Source organism: Natronomonas amylolytica, from assembly GCF_037031205.1.
GTDB lineage: Archaea > Halobacteriota > Halobacteria > Halobacteriales > Haloarculaceae > Natronomonas > Natronomonas amylolytica.
In genome coordinates, this window is record NZ_JAYEZM010000002.1 from 255616 (window position 1) to 277180 (window position 21565).

The window sequence follows — 21565 nt, forward strand, 5'->3', positions numbered from 1 at the left end:
GTGAGGGTTTTGCGTTGCGGCCGAGTATCTGGGTCCGATGAGTTTCAGCCGCGAGGCAGCCGTTTCCCGCCTGCGCGAGATCGTCGAGACGGTCCGCTCCGAGCCGATGCCCGTCCCCGTCCGCGAGGTGTGGGTCTACGGCGACGTCGTGTTGGGGATGGACCCCGTCGAGCGACTCGACGTCTATCTCACGAAGGACCTGCTGTTCAAGGACGCCCCCGAGCGCGAGGCCGACTTCGAGAAGCGCCTCGGCGTCTCGGGCGTCGGCAAGACCGTCGCCGCGGCGTGGGCCGACGAGTACCCCGAATACGTCCGCGCGAACGCCAACGGCCACGTCGCCCCCGAGAAGTGTCTCGCGGCCCACCTGCTCGAAGACGACGAACCCATCCACCTCGAAGTCTGCAACACCGGCTTCGAGAACAACGTCACCCAGCGGCTGAAGGGCGCCCGCGCCCGCGAAGATTACACCCAACTGCTCGACCCGCGGGCGGCCTGTCTGTGGGTCGATTCGGAGGATGGCGGACAGGTCAGCGAGGAGGCCTTCCGCAAGTTGGCGGACGGCGAGTTCGCTTTCCCGACGCTGTCGGCGTCGCTGGAGATGCTCGGCATGGACGAGACGGAGGCCAGCGAGGCGGCCGACGAACTGCGGACCTATCAGAACCGACAGGACGGCGTGACGGTTCGCGGCGACGTGGTGTAGCCGTTCTGGTTAGGTTCGTTTGTAAACCCCGCCGGGAGAGGCGTTCTCCGGACGGTACCGGAAACGGTAATCCTCGCTTCTCCGATGGGCCGGTATGAAGCGACGTTCGGCCCTCCAGTTCGGCGGCGCGACGCTCGCCGGGTTTCTCGGCGGCTGTTCGGCCTTCGAGCGCAGTACCCCCTCGACCGTGACCGTCTCGGAGATTACCATTCGAAACCGGCTCGACCGCGACATCGAGGCGAGCGTGTTGCTGGTCGACGACGGGGAGGTCGCTTACTGGCGGTCCGTCTCGGTTCCCGCCGGCTCGAACCCCTTCGCTACCCTGACGGACCTCCCGGAGACGGCGGGAGCGTACGACCTGTATGCACACGTGCCGGCCTCCGAGAACGACCCGCCGGTTCAGGCGAATCTGGTCGAGGCGGCCGGCGACCGGTCGTGCATCACGGTCGGCATGGAGGTGACAACTGCCAGCGTGGACGGTGAAGACGTGCCGGCCGTCGCATACGGCACCATCGGTGAGTGTTGAATACCCGGACACGGCGAGCGGACACGCCGCCGTATCCCCGGCAGTCGATTCGCGGGGGCACTGTCTCGACCGAGCCACGGGCTATGCGGTTCGAGTGGTCAGCAAAACGAGAATGAAATCGAGACTCTAGCGAAGGTCCGGAACGAGTGCGGCTTCTACCTCGTCGCGGTCGTAGCGCTTGAGACGGCCGCCGTCGGCGCGGATGGTGGTGGTTTCGTCCTGCGGCATGACCGGGACCATTGGTTCGATCTCGTCGGGGGTCATCTACTACCACCCACAACATGCATGGTCTTAAACCTTCATGATTGTTAGTCAAAGATGCGGCAAGTATTGTCGGGCCGGCATCCGAAGCCTTATATCCGAAAACGAAGCAGACGAAAGCAAATGGTGGAGGCGTTCGCCGTCGCGTCGGGCAAGGGCGGCACGGGCAAGACCACGAGCACGCTCGCGTTGGGGATGGCGCTGGCCGACGACTACGACGTGACGGTCGTCGACGCCGACACCGGGATGGCGAACCTGCTGTTCCACACCGGCCTCGCGGAAGCCGACACGACGCTACACGACGTGCTACTCGAGGGCGGCGCGTCAGTTGCGCAAGCAACCTACGACCGGTTCGGGATGCGCGTGGTCCCCTGCGGCACCTCGCTTGCGGCCTTCGAGGCCGCCGACCCCGAGCGCTTGCGCGACGTGGTCGCAGACCTCGCCGCCGACACCGATATCCTCCTGCTCGACTCGCCGGCCACCCTCTCCTCGAAGAGCGCGGTCCTGCCCATCGTGCTGGCCGACCGCGTGGTCGTCGTCCTCCAGCCGACGATTCCGGCCATCTCCGACGGCCTCAAAGTACAGGAGTACGCCCTCTCCTATGGCTCCGATATCGCCGGTACGCTGTTCAACAAGGTCAAAGGCGACATCGACGACGCCGCACAGAAGGCCGACCGCTACTTCGAGGGTCCACTTCTCGCACGCATCCCGGAAAGCGACGCCGTCCGGGAGGCCCGTGCGGCCGGTCAACCGCTGCTCGCCTACGACCCGGCGGCGCCCGCGGCCGCGGCCTACCGCGAGGCCGCCGCCGCACTCGACGTCCGCGACGGCGACAGCGACGCCGTCGCCGAGCGGTTCCGAACCGCGGTCATCCCCGACCCGCCATGATACCGGAGGGCGACCTCCTGCGCTCGCGGGTCGTGGCCGACCTCGCGCCGGCCCTCGAAGACGCCCTGGACCGACGGCTGGACGGCTACGCCGTCCTCGCGCCGCGGGACGCCCTGCTCGGGGGTGGCGGCGACGCCGACGACCGGGGAATCCTCACCTTCGAGGCCGGCGTCCCGACGCTGGCCTACCACGTCGGCACCGACCGCGGCGGCCCGGCGGCGCTGGCGGATATCGGTCCCGGGCCGTACAGACTGGAACTCTACGCGCTCGATGCGGCGCATCTGGCGGTCCCCCACGAAACCGAGAGCCTCCGGATTCCGCCGGGGCTGGCCGCCGAACGGCTGGCCGGCGACGGCGCGCTGGCCGAGCGGGTTCGGCAGGCGACTGACGACGACGGGGGCGGGGCCGACGGCGCCCTCGAAGCCTTCCTCGAAAACGAGGCGGCCATCGAGGACATCCGCGAGTCCGCGCGCTCGGAGGCGGCGGCCCGCGCGGCCGACTGGGGCTTCGAGGACGCCATCGACGAGTAGCGGCGGGGGCGACCGCCGCTCGGCCGAAGGTTCAAAACCGATGGCCTCCGCACGGGAGGTATGGCAGCCTCCAAGGACATCGACATCAGCGGCCTCGACCTCTCCGGTGACCGCTACACCGTCGAACAGAGTCTGATTCGGAACAAGTACGCCGCCTCCGACAGCGACGGCAACACCGTCCTCCGGGGCAAACAGAAGATGTTCAAACTCAAAGAGGAGTTCCCCTTCGTCGACGCCGATGGCGAAGAGGTCTTCACCGTCAAGGCCGGCAGCGTCATCGACGTCGCCGGCAACTACGTCCTCTCGGACGCCCGAACGGGCGAGAACCTCGTCATCCTCGACAACGACTTCTCGATGTTCCAGGACACGTGGACCATCCGGGATGCCGACACGGAGGCCGCCATCGCGAGAATCGACTCCCGCGGTGCCTTGGTCACGCTCGCGCGCAACAACCTCCCGTTCGGCGAACTGATTCCGCACAAATACGAGATCACCGACGCCGACGGCGCCCACGTCGGCAACATCGACGGCCAACTCTCGATTCGCGACCGCTACGAGATAACCATCGACGACGCGAGCACGGTCCCGAAGGAGGCCGTCATCGCCGCCGCGATGGTCATCGACGCCATCCAGAACAACTGACGGCCGCCGTCGGCGACTGCCTCCCCTCCGCCCATACGCTTTACCCTCTGTCGACCGACTAGCGGCTATGACCGCCGAGAACTTCCTGTTCTGCTCGCTGGATGCCGCCCTCATCGGCGACATCGCGTGGCAGGTCCACCGCGAGGGCCACGACGTCAAGTACTACATCGAGGCCGAAAGCGACCGGGAGATCGCCGACGGGTTCGTCCCGAAGACCGACGACTGGCGCGCCGAAATCGAGTGGGCCGACGTCATCGTCTTCGACGACATCTGGGTCACGGGACCCGACCAGCGGGAGGGTCCCGGAACGAACGAGCGGGGCGAAGCCCCGCGAGGCGGCGCCGAGGTCGGCACCGGCGAGATAGCACAGGAACTCCGCGCGGAGGGGGAGGCCGTCGTCGGCGGGACGCCGACCACCGACCGCCTCGAGGAGGACCGCGGCTACGCGATGGAGGTACTGGAGGACAACGGCGTCGACACCCTCGACCACCGGGAGTTCTCGGATTTCGACGAAGCCATCGCCTTCGTCCGGGAGAACCCTGCCCCCTACGTCATCAAGCCGCTCGGCGAGGTCCAGAACGTCAAGCGCCTGCTCTACGTCGGCCACGACGACGACGGCGGCGACGTAATCGACGTCCTGCGCGCCTACAAGAAGGCGTGGGGCCACCGGATGAAGGGCTTCCAACTCCAGCGCAAGGTCGAGGGCGTCGAGGTGGCGGTCTGTGGCTTCTTCAACGGCGACGAGTTCGTCGAACCCATCAACTTCAACTTCGAGCACAAGAAGCTCTTTCCCGGCAACATCGGCCCCCAGACCGGCGAGATGGGCACCTCGATGTTCTGGTCGGGCCGCAACGACCTCTTCGCCCGGACGCTCGGGAAACTCGAAGACTGGCTGGCCGCGGAGGGCTACGTCGGCAGCATCGACCTCAACTGCATCGTCAACGCCGACGGCGTCTACCCGCTGGAGTTCACCCCACGGTTCGGCTATCCGACCATCACGCTGCAGGAGGAGTCCTTCGAGTCGCCCACCGGACAGTTCTTCGCCGACCTCGCCAACGGCGACGACCCCGACCTGCAGGTCCACAGCGGCTATCAGGTCGGCGTCCGGGTCGTCCTGCCACCCTTCCCCTTCGACGACGAGAAGACCTACGACGAGAACTCGCGGAACGCGGCCGTCGTGTTCGATGGGGAGGATCGCGAGGGCATCCACATCGAGGACGCAAAGCAGGTCGACGGCCAGTGGCGCGTCGCCGGCGAGAGCGGCATGCCGCTCGTCGTCACCGGGAAAGGCGAGACGATGGCCGAGGCTCGCGAGCAGGCCTACGACCGCATCGACGGCATCGTCATCCCGAACTGCTACTACCGCGACGACGTCGGCGAGCGGTGGATGGACGGCGACGGCGACCGCCTGCAGGCGTGGGGCTATCTCGGGCCGGCCTGAGCCGAGTTCCCGTCGCCCCCATCAGAACTCGAAGACGTCCTCGATTGACTGGAGGGCGAGTCGGCCGAGCAATCGCACGGGCCCGCGTTTCGGAAGGTCGCGGACGAGCTGCCCCGTCCCAGGTGGAACGCTCCCGCCGGCGTCGATGTCCCAGTCCGTCTCCGCCGCGAAGCGCTCGACGGCCTCTTCGGCGCGGCGCTGAATCGCGTCGGCCTCCATCGTTCGCACCTCGCCGTCGCGCATGAGGACTTCGCCGTCGACGATGACCGTCTCCACGTCCGCGGGCGCCGCGTTGTTCACGACGTTGGCCGGAGCGTTCGTCATCGGCGTGAACTTCGGCGCGTCGGTATCGAGGAGAACGAGGTCCGCTCGCTTTCCGGGTTCGAGACTCCCGAGTTCGTCGCCGACGCCGAGGGCACGTGCTCCCTCGATGGTGAGCATCCGCACCAACTCCATCGAGGAGTACTGTCCCGCGGTTCGTTTGAGGTTGGCCGCGAGGCGGGCCTGCCTCGCTTCGCCGAAGAGGCTGTAGGAATCGTGCCAGTAGTGGTCGTCGATGCCCAACCCGACGTCGACGCCCGCGGCCCGCAGTTCGGGGACGGGCGTCCACTGCATCTCGGGGTCGGGGTTCCAGTAGCAGAACACCGAGGGGCAATGGGCGACCGAGGCGCCGGCCGCCGCGGTCCGCTCGATGTCCTCCTCGTCGGCGACCCGGAAGTGTGCCGCCACCAGTCGGTCGTCGAGGAGGCCGACCTCGTCGAGCAACGCGAGTGAGTCGTCGGCTCCGTTGGCTCGCGCCATCGTGTTGCTCTCCTCGAGTTCGAGCAGATGGGTATGGACGAGCAGGTCCGGGTACTCCGCGGCGAGGGCGGCGACTCGCTCCCAGAGGTCGCGGGAACACGACCAGTCGTCGTGCGGACAGACGGCCGCCCGGATGCGGTCGTCGTAGGCGCCGTGGTACTCCTCGATGAACGCCCGAGCGTCGGCGAACTGCTCGTCGACCGGGACATCCCAGAACAGGTCGGTGAGGGCGGGGCCGAAAAAGCCCCGCAGGCCGGCCTCGCCGAACGTCTTGGCGCCTGCCCACGGTTTCACGTCCATCGCGTTGACCGTGGTGACGCCGCCGACGAGGAAATTGAGCGCGGCGAGTTCGTACCCCGCTTCGATGAGGTAGTCGAACTCGCCGTCGGCGATATCGCTATATATCGCCGTCATGCTCCCCACCAACTCCATGAGGTCGAGGTCGCTGAAGGCACCGAGCAGGGGCGTCAGTTCGGGGTGGGTGTGGGCGTTGACGAGTCCCGGCATCGCCAGCGACCCCTCGCCGTCGATGACGATGTCGGCGTCGGTGTCGCAGTCGTCTGCCTTCGTGGGGCGAACCTCGACGATGCGGCCGTCCTCGATGCGGACGGTTCCGCGCTCGAACAGGCGGTTCTCGCCGTCGACGGGCAACACGAGTGCGTCGTGGATGAGGATGTCAGTCGTCATCGTCGTTCAGCCGTGTAGTGTTCGATAACCATCGCCTCGGCTTTCCGGACCAGTTCGCCGGCGGTGCTCGTCGTGCAGTCGAGCGCCGATGCAACGTCGGCGACCGTTCCCTCCCGGGGCACCTCGTAGTAGCCGACCGACACCGCCGCCTCGAGGGCTTCCCGCTGTCGGTCCGTGAGCCGCGACGGCGAGTGTGCCCGCTCGAACTCCCGGACCCCCTCGATGGCGAGGTCGCCGAACTCGGAGAGGGCCTCGTGAAACGCGCTGAGTGCCGTCGATTCGCCGACCGCCTCGAACAGCACCTCGCCCGTCTCGCGGAAGACGACCGGCGGCAGGAAGACGACTCGCGATTCCGAAATCGTCTCCAGCAACGGCGTCGAGAACTCGTAGTCCGCCTGCTGGAGGAAGGTGTAGGTCCCGTCGGTGTCCTCGACGACGTTGCTGGTCACCAGCGAATCGACAGCGGCGATGGCCGTTTCGGTCGCCTCCCGGTCGCCGTCACACCAGAACAGCGTCGTCGCCTCGGCCGTCGGACTCCACATCAGTAACTCGGCCCGCGTAATCGGCGTCCCGTTCATGATCCGTCGCTGAAGCGGGTGGACGAACCGGTCCGGATAGGTGACCGAGAACTGGATGCGTTTCATACCGCCATCGCCGGCCGTTCGCCCACGCCATACATCAATCATCGTGGTTACACTCCCCTCGGTCACCGCCGTTCGTCCAGTACGTCGGGGATGCTTCGCAGGAGCGCCTGCAGGTGGTCCGCATCGTCGAGCGCGTGCAGTCGGGCGTTCGGCAGTCGCTGTTCGAGGCGACGAACGTCGGCTATCGGAACGTTCGTATCCGCCTCGCCGTGCCACAGGCGGACCTCGGCCTCGATGTTCTCGAAGGCGATTTCCCAGTCTCTCGCCGTGTTCCGGAACTCGGTTACGGCGCCGCGACCGGAGCCCGAAAACGCCTCGACGAAATCCGCCCTGACGGTCTCGGCGGCGGCGTCCGGAATCGACTCGGCGTCGTCGGTGTACTGTGCGAGGACGAACGACGGGTCGAGGCGACTCGCCAGCCACGCCTGCCCGCGGAACAGTCCCCGGAGGAGCGGGGGCGTCGCCGTCGCCAGCCTCGCGAGCAGTCGCTGTAACGCGGGCGTTTCCTCGCTGATTTCGGGCGGCGTCGCCCCGGAGACGACATCGACCCGGTCGATGCGGTCCGGCCGCGTCGCCGCCGTGGCGAGAGCGTCGGGAGCGCCGCCGGAGAAGGCGACGAGGCCGGCCGTCTCCACGCCGACATCGTCGAGGACGGGCGTGACGAAGGCCTCGGCGTCACGAACCGACCGCTCCGGCCACGGTATCGATTGGCCGTATCCCGGCCGGTCGGGGGCCAAGACTCGAATCCCGCGGGCCGTGGCGGCCGACTCCAGCAGTCGTCCCAGTCGTCGCGACCCCGGCGTCCCGTGGAGGAACACGACCGGCACACCGTTCGAATCCCCGTACTCCTCGTAGGCGAGCGACCGCTCGTCGTCGACGTGGACCGTCATCGTTCGAGTCTCGTCCCGCGGTGTATCGAACCGACCGGAGGTCCGTGTTGCCATCGCTTGTGACTACGCGGTCGATATGCGAGTGGATGGTGCCGGACCGATGCGGTGGTTTATAAGTAATCGTCGTCGGTTCCGCGTCTCATCTTTATGCACGTCGGGAATGCAGGAACATCCATGACTCCGGAGCGCTGGTCGTCGCGGCTCGGGTTCCTGCTCGCGACGGTCGGTGCCGCCGTCGGGCTCGGCAACGTCTGGCGGTTCTCGGCCGTGGTCGGACAGAACGGCGGCGGCGCCTATCTCGTTCCCTATCTGCTCGCGGCGTTCGTCTGTGCGGTCCCGCTTCTGGTCCTCGAACTCTCGGTCGGCCGGACGCTCCGGACGGACGTGGTCTCGGCGTTCCGGTCGGTCGGCCCGGTCTACACGGCCTTCGGCTGGCTCGTCGTCGGGGGCGTGCTGCTCATCCTGAGCTACTATCTGGTTTTGACCGGCTGGGTGCTCGGCTTCCTCCTCTCGTGGCTCGGCGGCGCCGAGACCACGTTCGCGGCCTTCACCGACGGGTGGGCGCCGGTCGGCGCGTTCGTCGCGACGACGGTGTTGACTGGGGCGGTCGTTTCGCTGGGCGTTCGCGGCGGCATCGAGCGCCTCGCCACCGTCGTCATGCCGACCGTGTTCGGCCTGCTGGTCGTTCTCGCGCTGTACGCGACGACGCTTCCCTCGTGGGGGCGGGCGGCCGCCTTCCTGTTTACGCCCGATTTCTCGGTCCTCTCGGAGTTCGGCCTCTGGAGTGCTGCCTTCGGACAGGTGTTCTTCTCGATGTCCGTCGGACAGGGCATCATGCTCACCTACGGGAGCTACGTCGAGGCGGACGCCGACCTGCTCCAGTCGTCGGTCGTCATAACCGTCATCGACATCGCCGCGGCGATTACCGCCGGCCTCGTCATCTTCCCCATCGTGTTCAGTTTCGGCCTCCAGCCGACCCTCGGGACGGAACTGGCCTTTACGACCCTGCCGACGGCCTTCGCGGCGATGCCGTTCGGCCGGGTCGTCGCCGTCGCCTTCTTCGGCCTGCTCTTCTTCGCCGCGCTGAGTTCCTCGGTCGCCCTGCTGGAGGTCGGCGTCGCCACGGCGACGAACGCGACCCGGCTCTCGCGAGCGCAGGCGACGGTGGGAATCACCGGCGGCGTGTTCCTCCTCGGCGTCCCCTCCGCGCTGAGCTACAGCCCCCTCGGACTGGAACTCCTCGGCCGGCCGGTCCTCGACCTCGTCGACGAGTCGGTCGGGACGTTCGCGCTCCCCATCTCGGCGATACTCGTCACGCTCGTCTTCGTCTGGGTCGCCGACTTCGAGGCCGTCCACGAGGACCTCGGGCGGCTCTATCCCGTCGTTCGCTACGTCGTGCCGTTCGTTCTCGTGGCGGTGACGGCCGCGAAAGTCCTCGGCGTCGCCCGGCCGGCGTGGCGCCTCCTCGTCGACCACGTTCGCGGCGGCGTCGGATTTCCGACCGCTATCGCCGTCTTCGTCGTCCTGCTCGGCCTCGGATGGCTGTTCCGCGACCGCTTCGCCGACATCGGCCGGTCCCGACGGCGCTCCCGGTGACCGGCGGGCCGCCGTCGGACGCCGACCCGCTCAGTGGTGGTGCCCGTGGCCCGACTGGCCGTCGTGGATTCGCGGCGACGTGTCCGCGAAGGACTCGGGCGAGTCCTCGAAGGCCCGTCTGCAGGCGTCCGCACAGAAGTAGTAGGTCTCGCCGTCGTAGGTGGCGCTCGGGCCGTCGTCGTCGGTCCGCATCCCACAGACCGGGTCCCGATACTCACCGGGCGCACCGAGGCCGCGGCGGTAGACGTAGGCGAGGAAGCCCACGAAGGCGAAGACGATGAGGTTGAGATAGAAGGTGTAATCGAGCTTGAAGTAGGTCTTTTCTGTGGCGGTCTGCCCGCCCGCGAGGTTCGGCACGATGCCGAGGGCATCGAACAGCAGTTCCATGAGGAAGCCCGCGAAGGCCATCGTCACGAAGAAGACGCCGAGCAGGTACAGCATGACCGCCCAGCCGTAGTACTTCCGGTAGATGTTCAACACCGGAACCGTGACGAGGTCGGCGTAGACGAACGCGATGATGCCGGCGAAACTGACGCCGCCGCTCCACAGCGCGACGGCGAAGGGGACGTTGCCCATGCTCCCGACGAAGCTGATGACCGCGATGGCGACGCCCATGACCGCGTTCTCGGCGGTCACCAGCACGCCGTCGCCCTGCAGGAACAGGGCGTTCCAGACCCACTGGGGGATGAAGACGATGACGAACCCGGAGATGAGGAAGCCGGCGACGATGTCCTTGTAGATCATCGACCACTCCTTGCGGAACTGGTTGGCGACCTTGTACCAGCCGCCCCACGAGCGGAGTTCCTCGCGCCAGCCACCCCCGCTTGCGGTCTGCTGGAGATACGTCTCCATACAGCCCTCCGAACAGAACTTCAGCGTCTCCCCGTCGTCGGTCGTGACGGTGTATTCGTCTTTGCCCTCCATGCCGCAGGTCGGATCCTCGGTGATTCCGGCCTCGCTGTCGCGCTCGTTGAGCGTCCTTCGGACCTCCTCGAAGCGGCTTTCGGGCAGCGTCAGGTGGACGACGCCGGCCATCACGACGATGAGGACGAGGCCCCCCAGCAGTTCGGCCAGCAGGAACTCCCAGCCCAGCAGGATGAGTATCATCAACCCGAGTTCGAAAACGAGGTTCGTCGAGGCGAACATGAACGCCATGAAGTTCACCGCGTGTGCACCCTTCTTGAAGAGCCCCTTGCCGATGGCGACGGCGCCGAAGCTACACCCGCTGCTGGCCGCACCGAAGGCCGTCGCCCGTGCCAGTCCGGTCATATCGCCATCGCCGAGCAGGTCGGCCATCCGCTCCTTGGAGACGTAGACCTGTACGAGACTGGTCACGACGAGGCCCACGATGATGGCCCACGCCGCGGTCCACAGGAAGCCGACGCCGATTCGGAGCGCCTCGACGACGCTACCAATCGCTACCATACCACAACGTTCGCAGGAGCCGACTAATGCAGTTGTGCCTAGAATACCGAACCCGGACGGACCACGGACTTTCGTTTTCGAACTCAGAGAGGGTAGTCGAGTCGGGGCTTCGTTACCCCACCCGTCCGACGGGTCGTTTCGAGTCGTTCCCAACCGACGGGAACCTCGACCCGTACTTATAAGAATCAGGCCGGAAGTAGCACCTGACCATGACCGACACGTTCAGTCGACGCCGACGGGACCGCCCCTCCGAGTCCCACCCTCGCGTCCTCGAGGTCCTCGGCAACGACGGCTCCGGAACGCCGGAGACCTACACCTTCGTTCCCCGCGATGCGGACGCCGCCGAGCGACAGACGACGTGGCTCACCGCCGACCGGGACAGCGTCGTCGACCTCGAAGAATGGCAGTGACCGCGCCATCGGCCCGCCGGTCGTGTCCCGTCGACCGGGATTTCGCCGGCCGCTTTTGAGCCTCGATGTCCTACCTTCACACACAGGCAGATGGTCGACCGATACAGTCGCGCGCTCGTGCTCATCCCCGTCGTGCTCGCGCTCGGTGCGGCCGCGAGCGCCCACCCGCAGGTCGCCCTTCATCAGGGGCTGGCGGGCGGGAGCCTGCTGTCGACGCTCCTGCTGTACGACGCGCTCTTCCGGAACCCACCCGTCGAACCGACGGCCCGAGACGCTGCCGTGACGGCCCTCGTCGGAATCGGATGGCTGCTGACGCTCGTGGTGCTGTGATGGAGCGTCGGGTATCCTGCGCGTCGCTACCGAACCGGCCCGTCGAACCGTTCGATACAGTACCCTGCGCTTCGATGACCGACCGTGGGACTACTCGCTAACCTAACGCTGGTGTTCGTCGCCGGGTTCATCACCGCCTTAGCGACCGGCCTCGGAGCGATACCGTTCTTCTTCTTCGACGATATCAGCGACCGGTGGAACGTCATCCTCTGGGGCTTCGCCTCGGGCATCATGCTTTCCGCCTCGCTGTTCGGCCTCGTCGAGGAGGGACTGGCCGTGGGGACGCCGCTGGAGATACTCGCGGGGATGGCCGTCGGCGTCGTGCTCGTCGTCGTCGCCCACGAGGTGCTGATGGACGCCGAACTCGACGCCCGCGACTACGAGGAAGCGAACTTCAAGAAACTCGTGCTCATTCTGGGCATCCTGACGGTCCACAGTTTCCCCGAGGGCGTCGCCGTCGGCGTCGCCTTCGCGGACCTGAACCTCGGGACCGGTCCCATGATACTCGGCTTTACCGTGCCGGTGTTGGCCATCTTCATGACCATCGCCATCTCCATCCACAACGTCCCCGAGGGGACGGCTATCGCCATCCCGTTGCGAGCGATGAACGTTCCCGAATGGAAGATGGTCTGGTGGGCCGTCTTCTCGAGTCTGCCACAGCCGGTCGGGGCCGTCCTCGCGTTCGGGTTCGTCCGCATCGCCCGCCAGTTCCTCCCGTTCGGATTCGGCTTCGCGGCCGGCGCGATGATATATCTCGTCCTCTCGGAGTTCGTCCCCGAGGCGCTGGACACCGGCGCGGACCTGCCGCGGGGCGGCCGCCCCGAACTCGTCGGCGGAGTCGTCGGTGGAATCCTGCTTATGCTCCCGCTGCTGTTCGTGTGAGGGACTGAGCCCTCTCGTAGGGCCCCTCGTAGTCGACACCCCACCTCAGTCGATGTGAGTCTGGTGTGTCAGGTACTCGACGGTCACCGAATCGTGGATTCGAATCCTGATCTCGTCGACGGTTCGACGGTACTTCGTGGCCGGACTGGCCGCGCGACCGGTTTCACCGACCGGCGCTATCAGCCCGCTCGATTCGAGTTCGTCCATCTTCCGGTATGCGGTCGATTTCGGAATCCCGCATTCCTCGACGAGTTTCGAGACCGTCTTCGGTCGCCACAACTGCTGGAACAGCGCCAGCACGTCCTCGTCGGTGACCGACTCCAGCACCCGTCTGGTCTCCATCGCTCCCGAGGTCGGCGCTTCACCCTCGCTTTGGGATGCTCGGCTCATGGTCGTCAGTTCGAGTCCCGGCCGGTTCGGTATGTACCACCAATATGAAGCGGTATAAGCCCGGCCGGGACTCGGACGGCGGTCGCGCCGTCGTCACTCCTCGTCGAGCGCCTCGAATTCGGCGTCCGGCCCGCGCCATCCACGAACGTCGGCGACCTCCAGCACGTATCCTTCGACGCCGCTGGATTTCGCCGCGTCGTCGAGGATGTTCGGCCGCCACGCGTTGTCCCGCATCGCCGCTTCGAGTCGCTCCCACTCCTGCCGGGAGTCGACCAGCCGAATCGCTCCCTGTGCGATGACGCTCCACCAGTCGTCAGGACCGGCGACCTCATAGAGGAGGAAACTCCCGCTTTCGGTGTGCTGTACCCGCTCCAGTTTCCGGCTCGGCGCCGTGCCGAACCCGAAGAAGACGAAGTAGAGTCGACCGTCGTCGTAGCCGGCGGAGACGGGTATCCCGTAGGCCATCCCGTCGCGAGCGAGCGATAGCACGCCGAACCCCCTCTCACGGAGCAGCGCCTCCATCGTCGAGTCATCTATCGGTTCCCCCCGGAAGCGGCTATCGTCGTCCATGTGTGGTATTCTCTCCCTATGTATATGATTGGTCGGATTGATACTCCCCGGATTCGGTGGCTCCGGCGCGACGGCCGGAAACGACACATATACTCTTCGATGACTCCCTCGGCGTAGGACCCTCTATATCCTTATTTGCCCGTTTGCCGCCCTCTTTTCAGTATGTACGAGCGCATACTGGTTCCGACCGACGGGAGTACGGGGACGGCACACGTGGCGATGCAGGCGTTCGACCTCGCGAGCCAATACGGGGCGACGGTCGACATACTCCACGTCGCCGAAACGAACGACGACGACGAGTTGCGGGAGTCCGGTCGACAGGCCGTCGCGACCCTCGAAGAACTGGCCGAGGTCTACGACCTCGATACCACCCGTGAGATACGGGAGGGGGACCCGACCGAGGAGATACTCGCCGCCGCGGACGAGGCAGACACCGACCTCATCGTGATGGGCACCCACGGCCGGTCGGGTCTCCAGTGGCGGCTCATCGGCAGCGTCGCCGAACGCGTCGTCCGCCACGCCGACCCCTCGGTGCTGACCGTCCGCCTGCCGGAAACCGACCGGACCGTCACCGACAGCGCGCAGGCCGAAGCCATCGTCATCGAGGCCCTCGAAGCCGACGGCTACGACGAGGTTTCGGTCCTCGGGACGGACCAGCAACGGAACGTCTGGGTAGTCGAAGCCGAGGCCGACGGCGCCGAGCAACTCGTCTACGTCGACCCGGTCACCCAGCGAACCAGCGTCATCCAGCGGTCGAGCGCCTGACGAACGGCTCTCGTTTTTAAATCGGGGCGGGGCTGTCTCGCTAATTGAGACACGGTATCACGTCTTATCCCGGCTGTCTGTGGAGTCCCTAGTGTGGTGGGTGCATAATACATGACAACGGACCCAACGATAGTCGTCGGTATCAAGCAGGTACCCGACGACGACGAAGTTCGCATCGACCCGGATACGGGGCGACTCGACCGGTCGAGCGCGCCCGCCGTGTTGAACGGGCCGGACAGAAACGCGCTGGAGGCCGCCCTCCAGCTCCGCGACGAGATGAGCGGTCGCGTCGTCGCCATGACGATGGGGCCGCCGCCGGCCGCCGAGGTCCTCGAAGTGGCGGTCGCGATGGGCTGTGACGACGGCGTGCTGGTCTCCGACATCGCCTTCGGCGGGAGCGACACGTGGCCGACGAGCCTGACGCTCGCGCGAACGGCCGAGTACCTCGACGCCGACGTCGTCGTCTCCGGGGAGGAGACGACCGACTCCTCGACCGGACAGGTGCCGCCGGGCATCGCCGCCCATCTCGGGTGGGCCCAACTCACCTACGTCGAGGAACTCGAAGGCCTCCCCGAGGACGGCCAGCTCGTCGCACGACGCGACGTCGAAGGCGGCTACGAGCGCGTCGCCGCCGACCTGCCGGTCGTCGTCGCCGTCGCCTTCGGCGAGAACGACCCCCGGCCGGCGGGCCTCCACCGCAAACTCTACGCCGAAAACGAGTTCGAACCGGTGACGCTCGACGCCGACACCCTCGATATCGACGAATCGAGGGTCGGGCTGGAGGCGTCGCCGACGAACGTCGGCGGCATGGAGACCATCGAGGGCGTCGACCGCGAGCGCGTTACCGTCGACGACGTCGACGACCTCGTCGAGGAACTCGGCGAGACGGAGGTACTGCCATGACCGACATCGACCCCGAGGCGTACAGCGACGTCTGGGTCTTCATCGAGGAACACGACGGCGAGGTGATGACGGTCTCGTGGGAACTGCTCGCGGAGGCTGCCACGCTCGCCGAGAAGACGGGCGAGGACCTCGTCGCGCTCGTCATCGGCGAGGACGTCGATGACGTGGCCGAGGAAGCCATCGCCCGCGGTGCAGACCGCGTGCTGGTCGCCGACGACGCGGTGTTCGAGCCCTACCGGGCGGACCCCTACGGCGAGCAGTTCCGCGCGATGGTCGAAGCGCGCAAACCCTCTATCGTGCTCATCGGGGGCACCCACACCGGCCGCGACTTCGCCGGGCGGGTGGCCGTCCCGGCACACGCCGGCCTGACCGCGGACTGCACCGAAATCGACGTCGACGACGAGGGCGTCCTGCAGGCCCGGCGGCCGGCCTTCGGCGGGAACGTCCTCGCGACCATCATCTGCGAGGAACACCGCCCGCAGATGGCGACGATTCGCCCCGGCGTCTTCGAATCGGCGCCGCCGGAGGGAGACCGCGAGGGAACGGTCGAATACGTCGACGTCGTCGTCGAGGAATCGGACACGCTGACGGAGGTCCTCGAACGCTCGGTCGGCGACACAGCGGACATCACCGAGGCCGACCGACTCGTCGCCGCGGGCGGCGGCATCGACGGCGATATCGAACCGGTCCGACGGCTGGCCGACGCGCTGGACGCCGAACTCGCCGCGAGCCGGAAAGCGGTCGACGAGGGCTGGGTCGAGGGCTCCCGACAGGTCGGCCAGACCGGCAAGACGGTCCGGCCGGAACTGTACGTTGCCGTCGGCATCTCGGGGGCGGTCCAGCACCTCGAAGGCATGAACGACAGCGACGTCGTCGTCGCCATCAACAACGACCCGAACGCACCGATCTTCGACCACGCCGACTACGGCATCGTCGGTGACCTCTTCGAGGTTTGTCCCGACCTTGCCGAGCGACTCGACGCGACCGACGCCGCGGAGGTGACACGATGAGCCAGGCGATGCCCGACGCACTCGCCGACCGCGAGACCGAAACGCCCGACTACAACGACCAGTTCGACGCCGTCGTCGTCGGCGCGGGGCTGTCCGGCAGCGCCGCCGCCCTCACGATGGCCCAGGAGGGCCTCGACGTCGTCATGATAGAGCGGGGCCGCTATCCGGGGGCCAAGAACGTTTTCGGCGGGGTCCTCTACACCCCGACGCTCCGGGAACTCGTCGACATCGACGAGGCGCCGCTGGAGCGATACATCGCCGAACGGCGCTACGGAATGCTCACCGACCACGACGAAACCGCCGTCTCGGTCAGTCCCGGCGAGTGGCACGACCCGCCGCACAACGACTCCTACACGGTCTATCGGGGCGACTTCGACGAGTGGTTCGCCGAACGGGCCGTCGAGGCCGGCGCGACGCTGGTCACCGAGACGACGGTGACGAGCCTCGTCCGCGAGGAGGGCCGAATCGTCGGCGTCGAGACCGACCGCCCCGACGGCCGCCTCCGGGCGCCCTACGTCGTCCTCGCGGAGGGCGGCAACTCGCTGGTCAGCGAGGGCGCCGACCTCAAGCCGACCGAGGACCGCGAGAACGTCGCGGTCGCCGTCAAGGAAGTCCTCGAGTTCCCCGACAACGACACCGCCATCGAGGACCGGTTCCGCCTCTCCGGCGACGCCGGGGCGGCGTACCACTACTTCGGCGAGGGCGCGGTCGGCGACGCCTTCGGCGGCGGGTTCATCTACACGAACGGCGACACCGTCAGCGTCGGTCTCGCCTACCGGCTGTCGGACGCGGCGACGTCCCAGCCCGACCCCGAGGGGACGCTCAACGCGTTCAAGACCCATCCCGCGGTCGCGCCCCTCCTGCGGGGGGCCCGCACCGCCGAGTACACGGCCAAGACCATCCCCGAGGGCGGCATCGAATCGGTGCCCGACCTGACCCACGATGGCGCCGTCGTCGTCGGCGACGCCGCCGGCCTGGTCCTCAACAACGGCGTCCACCTCGAAGGGACGAACATGGCCGTCGAAAGCGGCGTCCACGCCGCCCGGGCCATCGCCGACGCCGCCGACCGCGACCGGACCGACGCGGCGGCACTGGAGGCGTATCCCGAGACCCTCGAGGAGTCCTTCGTCATCCAGAACCTCCGGCGCTACGAGTGGCTGATGGAGTCCGTCGAGGAAGACCGGGAACTGGTCTTCGGGGAACTCCCGCGGGCCTTCGCCGACGCCGGCACCGAGTACTTCCGCATCGACCAGGACCCGAAGGAAACGCACGCGAAAAACGCCAAGAAGCGCCTGCTGGAGGCCGTCGGCGGCTACACCGGCGCCGCCAGACTCGCGCTTCGCTACCGGAAACTCGTCCCATAACAATGAGTGTTCAACCACACGTCCCGGACGTCGAAAACGACTCGCTCGAAGACCGCCTCTACACCGTCAAGTACGAGGACCCGGGAGAATCCCACCTCGACGTGACGCTGCCCGGCCTCTGTGCCGAACGGTGTACGACCTACGACTGCGTGTCCGTCTGTCCCGCCGGCGTCTGGCGGAAGGGCAACGAGGGCGTCCCCGAGATCGCCTACGAGAACTGCCTCGAATGCGGGAGCTGTCGGTGGGCCTGCCCGCACGGAAACGTCGAGTGGAGCTACCCCGGAACCGGCAGCGGCGTGACCTACAAGAAGGGGTAATCACGCCCCTTCTTCCGGTCGAACGGCCTTCACGCGTCGAATCGGCTCTTTATCGAGTTCTGCTCGACCGCGCCTCGCGGACCTCCGCGCCGTCCCGAATGCGGTCCGGACAGTTCGGACAGACGCGGGGTTGGTCCACGTCGTTCGGGGTGAACACGCGGGCGTACGCGGTAGTGACGAAACTGCCGCAGTGCTTGCATTTTGGCATGGGTGTGTCTGGTGTGTCGTCGCTGTCGTTCGGTCGGTTCCGCCGTCGCCGGGCGCCGCTCGCCCGACGTCGTATCGTTACCGCTCCCGGCCGATGGGTCTCTCCGTTTATTTTTAAGTGATTTTTATATCGTGGTCGCGCGGCGGCGCCGCCGACGCGGGCTCCCGTTCCCGCGCTTCGGGACGGAACCCCGTGACGAGTATATAAAGGACTGTAAAATGGTGCGCAGTCGATTCGGGTGTTCGGGGCCACGTCCTACACGTAAGGTGAGACAAGAATGTCATACCAAGCGGCGAACCCTCTATCGGAGGCGTTCGAACTCGAACTGTCGGGGGCGCTCACAGCCTACTGGCTGGCGTTCCTGCGCGTCGTCACCGGGTGGTGGTTCTTCCATGCGGGGATGACGAAACTCCTCGAGGACGGCCTCTCCTACACGTACGGGCCGATGTACCTGCAGGGCATGGAGGGCACCGTCCTCGGTCCCATCCCGGTCTGGATGGGCAACAACCTCGGATGGCTCATCGAGGCGATGGTCCCGCTGGGTGAGACCCTCATCGGGCTCGGCCTGATGGTCGGGGCGCTGGTCCGCTTAGCGTCGCTGTTCGGCGCGGTGTTCATGACGTTCTTCTGGGTCGGCAACGCCGGCTTCGGCAACGGACTCGTGAACGGCGACCTGATGGGCCTGTTGCTGTTCGGGACCATGATCGTCCTCGCGACCGGCCGCTACTACGGGCTCGACGCCCTCATCGAGCGGCTGGATGTCGTGAAGAACCACCCGAAACTCCGGTACCTGCTCGGCTAAGGAGGGACAAGACATGAACACTACACACGACGTCGACGTCATCGACAAGGCGGCGATGGGGCTCAGTGCGGCCCTCATGCTGCTGGGCATCGTCGTCCTCGGACTCGTCGAAACGCTCGCCGGTGAACCGTACGGTGCTGCGCCGCTGACCAACGAGGCTGGCGAGGTGGTCGCCTCGCCGGCCATCGACCCGAACATCCGGACGGGACTCGTCCTCGCCGGGCTCGCCGTCCTCCTGCTGTGGGGGCTCTACCGGGTCGCGACGCCGAGAATCGAACCCGAGGACACGCCGACGGTCGAGATGCCGTCCGACTGACCGGCGCGCACCTTCGATTCGACGACTGGTCTACCGGCTAACCTTTCAAAACCATCCGCGAGACGTCTTCTGACGACCGGTTCCCAATTTCGGGGACACGGGATGTCATCACTTGTATGCGGTTCGCCAATATCCACATGTAATGAGACAACGTTCCGCCGGACCCGGCGGCCTCTCCGGGGAGGTCGGGCCGCTCGACGTCCGACTGGCAGTCGAGATGGACGCGGATGGGGGCTGTCCGCTCGCCGAGCGGACCGGCGACGAGATACGGCAGTCGGTGACGCGGTCCGACACCGACGACACGACCTGTCTGGTCGCCATCGAGGGCGACGAGACCTGCCGGTATCGGCACACGCCGGTGGCCGACGCCTGCCCGTGTCTCGTCTTCGAGCGCCACGACTGCATCTCCGACATCGAATCCGCCAGCGACGGCCGGTTGCGGTTCTCGCTCGTCGTCCCGGACCGCGAGACGCTCCGTTCGATAATCCGGGACCTCAGGGAGGTGGGGACGTCGGTCGCCGTCGAACGGATTCGACACAAGGGCGAGGGCGTCCAGTTGGGCGGCAGCACGCTGACGGACAAACAGCGGGAGGCGCTCACCCTCGCGGTCGAACTGGGCTACTACGACCAGCCGCGCGGCGCGACGCTGGACGACCTCGCGGAGCGACTCGGCATCTCCCGGTCGGGCGTCTCCCAGCGGCTGAACGCGGTCGAGCGCAAACTGGTCCGCGAGCGGGCCAGCGAGGTCGCGTGCCCGAGCGACTGACCTCCTGATACCGTCGGTTCTTCGGTTTGCTCCCGCGGGCCGGGATTAGCCTGTGCTATTATATAAATCGCCAACGCACGTCGAATCAATGAGTCCGCACACGCTGCTTTTGGCAACCGGCGACCCGGCCGCGACCGTGACGGCTGCGAACCTGCTCGCGTACGCCTCTATCGCCGTCGCGGCGACCGTTCTGGCCGGCTATCTGGTCGGCTACGTGCAGTACGTCCTCGCGGCCGAGACCGTCGAGTGGTGGTACATCGCCGTCGCCGCCGGCGCCGCGGTGCTGTACGGCGTCTCCGGCGCCGCGACCATCGTCGCCGACGCGTCGTGGCTCGCGGTCTTCAACGACGGCGCGGTCCTGTTCTTCATCCTCTTTTTGGCGCTCGGCCTCCGGGCACTCTACCACGCCGAGCGCTCGCCGGACGGACAGTCCCGACTCATGCCCGTCTGGGCCGACTATCTGGTGGTCGCCGTCTTCATCGCCGCGTGGTGGCTCGGCTTCCTCGTCGAGGCCGACTGGACCCGGCTGGTCGTCGCCGTCGGCTGGCTGTTGGCCTCGGCGTGGGCCGTCCTCTACGGCGTTCAGACCGTCCGGGTCCACGAGGGAACGACCCTCGCGGCCATCACACGGCACCTCCTGCCGGCGGTCGTCTGTGTCGTCGGCATCGTCCTCGTCGACCTCGGGTCGCCGCTGGTCGGCGCCACCGACGCCCACGTCGCCGCCGTCTGGCTCGTCGGCACCGTGCTGGCGGCCGCGTTCATCTTCAATACCGCCGTCGCCATCCGACAGGAGGGCGGCCAACTCCAGCGGATGTACGACTGGACGACGTGGCGCCAGCAGTCCCTCGACGAGTAGGAGCGTCTGCAAGCCCCCTTCTTAGCCCACCGGACGCACCATCCCTGACTTTATAGCCGGACGACGAACTATCGAACAAGCCACCGAAACGACCCGACAGCGGCTGTCGGCGTCGGAGGCCTACCACCCATGTACGACGACATCCTCTTTCCGACCGACGGCAGCGCTGGCGCCGAGGCGGCGCTCGACCACGCGATAGAACAGGCCCGGATTCACGGGGCGACGCTGCATATCCTCTACGTCATCGAGGAGAACGTGCAGGTCATGGCGGCCGGGGAATCGGACCTGCTCGCCGAACTCGAAGCGGAGGGCGAACGCATCGTCGAGGAGGCCCGCGACCGGGCGACCGAGGCCGGCATCGAGGCCGTCGAAACGGCCGTCAAGGGCGGGTCGCCCCATCGCGTCATCCGAACGTACGCCGACGACCACGACGTCGACGTCATCGTCATGGGGACCCACGGCCGCAGCGGGCTGGACCGCCTGCTGCTCGGCAGCGTCGCGGAGCGGACCGTTCGCACCTCGGACCGCCCGGTGTTGACGGTGCAGGCACGCGCGGACGAGGGCGACGACTGAATACGGACGGCCGCGGTCCGCGATGGTCGCCTCGACGGGCACACACCGCTCACCGCCACGTCGTACGAGGGG

General features: G+C 67.0%; 28 protein-coding genes. 20 read left to right on the forward strand and 8 right to left on the reverse strand.

The features are described from left to right. Positions 1-37 precede the first annotated feature (37 nt). Entirely contained in the window at positions 38-700 is a 663-nt protein-coding gene (locus U5914_RS04295; RefSeq protein ID WP_336134422.1) for a DUF7095 family protein, read from the forward strand. A gap of 94 nt (positions 701-794) precedes the next feature. Further along, on the forward strand, positions 795-1226 hold the full coding sequence (locus U5914_RS04300; RefSeq protein ID WP_336134423.1) for a hypothetical protein: 432 nt from the start codon (positions 795-797) through the stop codon (positions 1224-1226). A 126-nt stretch (positions 1227-1352) separates the two neighbouring features. Here the strand turns inward: U5914_RS04300 and U5914_RS04305 are convergent, their stop codons facing one another. Further along, positions 1353-1490, reverse strand: a complete 138-nt coding sequence (locus U5914_RS04305) for a hypothetical protein (protein WP_336134425.1) — start codon at positions 1488-1490, stop codon at positions 1353-1355. Between the two features lie 120 nt (positions 1491-1610). Between U5914_RS04305 and U5914_RS04310 the strand changes: the two genes are divergently transcribed. From U5914_RS04310 to U5914_RS04325, 4 genes are all read left to right on the forward strand, one after another. Next, on the forward strand, positions 1611-2375 hold the full coding sequence (locus U5914_RS04310) for a nucleotide-binding protein (RefSeq protein ID WP_336134427.1): 765 nt from the start codon (positions 1611-1613) through the stop codon (positions 2373-2375). Further along, positions 2372-2905 (forward strand): DUF8054 family protein, encoded by a 534-nt coding sequence (locus U5914_RS04315; protein WP_336134428.1) that lies wholly within the window; start codon positions 2372-2374, stop codon positions 2903-2905. Before U5914_RS04310 ends, U5914_RS04315 begins: the two co-directional genes overlap by 4 nt. A gap of 60 nt (positions 2906-2965) precedes the next feature. Then, positions 2966-3547 (forward strand): LURP-one-related/scramblase family protein, encoded by a 582-nt coding sequence (locus U5914_RS04320; RefSeq protein WP_336134429.1) that lies wholly within the window; start codon positions 2966-2968, stop codon positions 3545-3547. A gap of 67 nt (positions 3548-3614) precedes the next feature. Next, positions 3615-4988, forward strand: a complete 1374-nt coding sequence (locus U5914_RS04325; protein ID WP_336134430.1) for a phosphoribosylamine--glycine ligase — start codon at positions 3615-3617, stop codon at positions 4986-4988. 21 nt (positions 4989-5009) lie between these two features. On the opposite strand, the gene U5914_RS04330 is transcribed toward U5914_RS04325, so the two are convergent. The 3 genes from U5914_RS04330 to U5914_RS04340 form a co-directional block, all read right to left on the reverse strand. After that, complete coding sequence (locus U5914_RS04330) at positions 5010-6476, reverse strand: amidohydrolase family protein (protein ID WP_336134432.1); 1467 nt, start codon at positions 6474-6476, stop codon at positions 5010-5012. Next, on the reverse strand, positions 6473-7120 hold the full coding sequence (locus U5914_RS04335) for a helix-turn-helix domain-containing protein (RefSeq protein ID WP_336134434.1): 648 nt from the start codon (positions 7118-7120) through the stop codon (positions 6473-6475). Before U5914_RS04335 ends, U5914_RS04330 begins: the two co-directional genes overlap by 4 nt. Positions 7121-7182: 62 nt before the next feature. Continuing rightward, entirely contained in the window at positions 7183-8010 is an 828-nt protein-coding gene (locus tag U5914_RS04340) for an alpha/beta fold hydrolase (protein WP_336134436.1), read from the reverse strand. A gap of 174 nt (positions 8011-8184) precedes the next feature. Between U5914_RS04340 and U5914_RS04345 the strand changes: the two genes are divergently transcribed. Further along, positions 8185-9606, forward strand: coding sequence for a sodium-dependent transporter (locus tag U5914_RS04345; RefSeq protein ID WP_336134437.1), 1422 nt, complete (start codon positions 8185-8187; stop codon positions 9604-9606). A 30-nt stretch (positions 9607-9636) separates the two neighbouring features. Here U5914_RS04345 and U5914_RS04350 read toward each other — a convergent pair whose 3' ends face one another. Next, a complete protein-coding gene (locus tag U5914_RS04350) occupies positions 9637-11031 on the reverse strand; it encodes a permease (protein WP_336134438.1) in 1395 nt (464 codons plus the stop codon). Positions 11032-11240: 209 nt separating this feature from the next. Here U5914_RS04350 and U5914_RS04355 point away from each other — a divergent pair, with 209 nt between their 5' ends. From U5914_RS04355 to U5914_RS04365, 3 genes are all read left to right on the forward strand, one after another. Beyond that, positions 11241-11441 (forward strand): DUF7511 domain-containing protein, encoded by a 201-nt coding sequence (locus tag U5914_RS04355; RefSeq protein WP_336134439.1) that lies wholly within the window; start codon positions 11241-11243, stop codon positions 11439-11441. A 90-nt stretch (positions 11442-11531) separates the two neighbouring features. Continuing rightward, the gene (locus U5914_RS04360) at positions 11532-11771 is read left to right on the forward strand and encodes a DUF8015 family protein (protein ID WP_336134441.1); all 240 of its coding nucleotides are present in this window, start codon (positions 11532-11534) and stop codon (positions 11769-11771) included. Positions 11772-11855: 84 nt separating this feature from the next. Beyond that, a complete protein-coding gene (locus U5914_RS04365; RefSeq protein ID WP_336134443.1) occupies positions 11856-12653 on the forward strand; it encodes a ZIP family metal transporter in 798 nt (265 codons plus the stop codon). A gap of 45 nt (positions 12654-12698) precedes the next feature. Here U5914_RS04365 and U5914_RS04370 read toward each other — a convergent pair whose 3' ends face one another. Together U5914_RS04370 and U5914_RS04375 are read right to left on the reverse strand one after the other, a co-directional pair. After that, the gene (locus U5914_RS04370) at positions 12699-13043 is read right to left on the reverse strand and encodes a helix-turn-helix domain-containing protein (RefSeq protein ID WP_336134444.1); all 345 of its coding nucleotides are present in this window, start codon (positions 13041-13043) and stop codon (positions 12699-12701) included. Between the two features lie 93 nt (positions 13044-13136). Beyond that, complete coding sequence (locus tag U5914_RS04375; protein WP_336134445.1) at positions 13137-13613, reverse strand: pyridoxamine 5'-phosphate oxidase family protein; 477 nt, start codon at positions 13611-13613, stop codon at positions 13137-13139. 162 nt (positions 13614-13775) lie between these two features. Here U5914_RS04375 and U5914_RS04380 point away from each other — a divergent pair, with 162 nt between their 5' ends. From U5914_RS04380 to U5914_RS04400, 5 genes are all read left to right on the forward strand, one after another. Next, positions 13776-14378 carry a universal stress protein gene (locus tag U5914_RS04380; RefSeq protein ID WP_336134447.1) on the forward strand — a complete coding sequence of 201 codons (603 nt, stop codon included), beginning with the start codon at positions 13776-13778 and terminating at the stop codon, positions 14376-14378. Between the two features lie 111 nt (positions 14379-14489). Then, positions 14490-15281, forward strand: a complete 792-nt coding sequence (locus U5914_RS04385; protein ID WP_336134448.1) for an electron transfer flavoprotein subunit beta/FixA family protein — start codon at positions 14490-14492, stop codon at positions 15279-15281. Next, positions 15278-16291 (forward strand): electron transfer flavoprotein subunit alpha/FixB family protein, encoded by a 1014-nt coding sequence (locus tag U5914_RS04390; RefSeq protein ID WP_336134450.1) that lies wholly within the window; start codon positions 15278-15280, stop codon positions 16289-16291. The genes U5914_RS04385 and U5914_RS04390 overlap by 4 nt, the downstream gene beginning before the upstream one ends. Beyond that, positions 16288-17655: an FAD-dependent oxidoreductase gene (locus U5914_RS04395; protein ID WP_336134452.1), complete on the forward strand. Its 1368-nt coding sequence runs from the start codon at positions 16288-16290 to the stop codon at positions 17653-17655. The genes U5914_RS04390 and U5914_RS04395 overlap by 4 nt, the downstream gene beginning before the upstream one ends. Before the next feature lie 2 nt (positions 17656-17657). Then, on the forward strand, positions 17658-17972 hold the full coding sequence (locus U5914_RS04400; RefSeq protein WP_336134453.1) for a ferredoxin family protein: 315 nt from the start codon (positions 17658-17660) through the stop codon (positions 17970-17972). Between the two features lie 49 nt (positions 17973-18021). On the opposite strand, the gene U5914_RS16855 is transcribed toward U5914_RS04400, so the two are convergent. Continuing rightward, entirely contained in the window at positions 18022-18180 is a 159-nt protein-coding gene (locus U5914_RS16855) for a DUF7563 family protein (RefSeq protein ID WP_418766740.1), read from the reverse strand. Between the two features lie 277 nt (positions 18181-18457). Between U5914_RS16855 and U5914_RS04405 the strand changes: the two genes are divergently transcribed. From U5914_RS04405 to U5914_RS04425, 5 genes are all read left to right on the forward strand, one after another. After that, positions 18458-18982, forward strand: a complete 525-nt coding sequence (locus U5914_RS04405; RefSeq protein WP_336134455.1) for a DoxX family protein — start codon at positions 18458-18460, stop codon at positions 18980-18982. A 76-nt stretch (positions 18983-19058) separates the two neighbouring features. Next, a complete protein-coding gene (locus U5914_RS04410) occupies positions 19059-19298 on the forward strand; it encodes a hypothetical protein (RefSeq protein WP_418766742.1) in 240 nt (79 codons plus the stop codon). 142 nt (positions 19299-19440) lie between these two features. After that, positions 19441-20064 carry a helix-turn-helix domain-containing protein gene (locus U5914_RS04415; RefSeq protein WP_336134459.1) on the forward strand — a complete coding sequence of 208 codons (624 nt, stop codon included), beginning with the start codon at positions 19441-19443 and terminating at the stop codon, positions 20062-20064. 88 nt (positions 20065-20152) lie between these two features. Further along, the gene (locus U5914_RS04420; protein ID WP_336134460.1) at positions 20153-20920 is read left to right on the forward strand and encodes a hypothetical protein; all 768 of its coding nucleotides are present in this window, start codon (positions 20153-20155) and stop codon (positions 20918-20920) included. 129 nt (positions 20921-21049) lie between these two features. Continuing rightward, positions 21050-21493, forward strand: a complete 444-nt coding sequence (locus tag U5914_RS04425) for a universal stress protein (RefSeq protein WP_336134461.1) — start codon at positions 21050-21052, stop codon at positions 21491-21493. Positions 21494-21565: the final 72 nt, after the last annotated feature.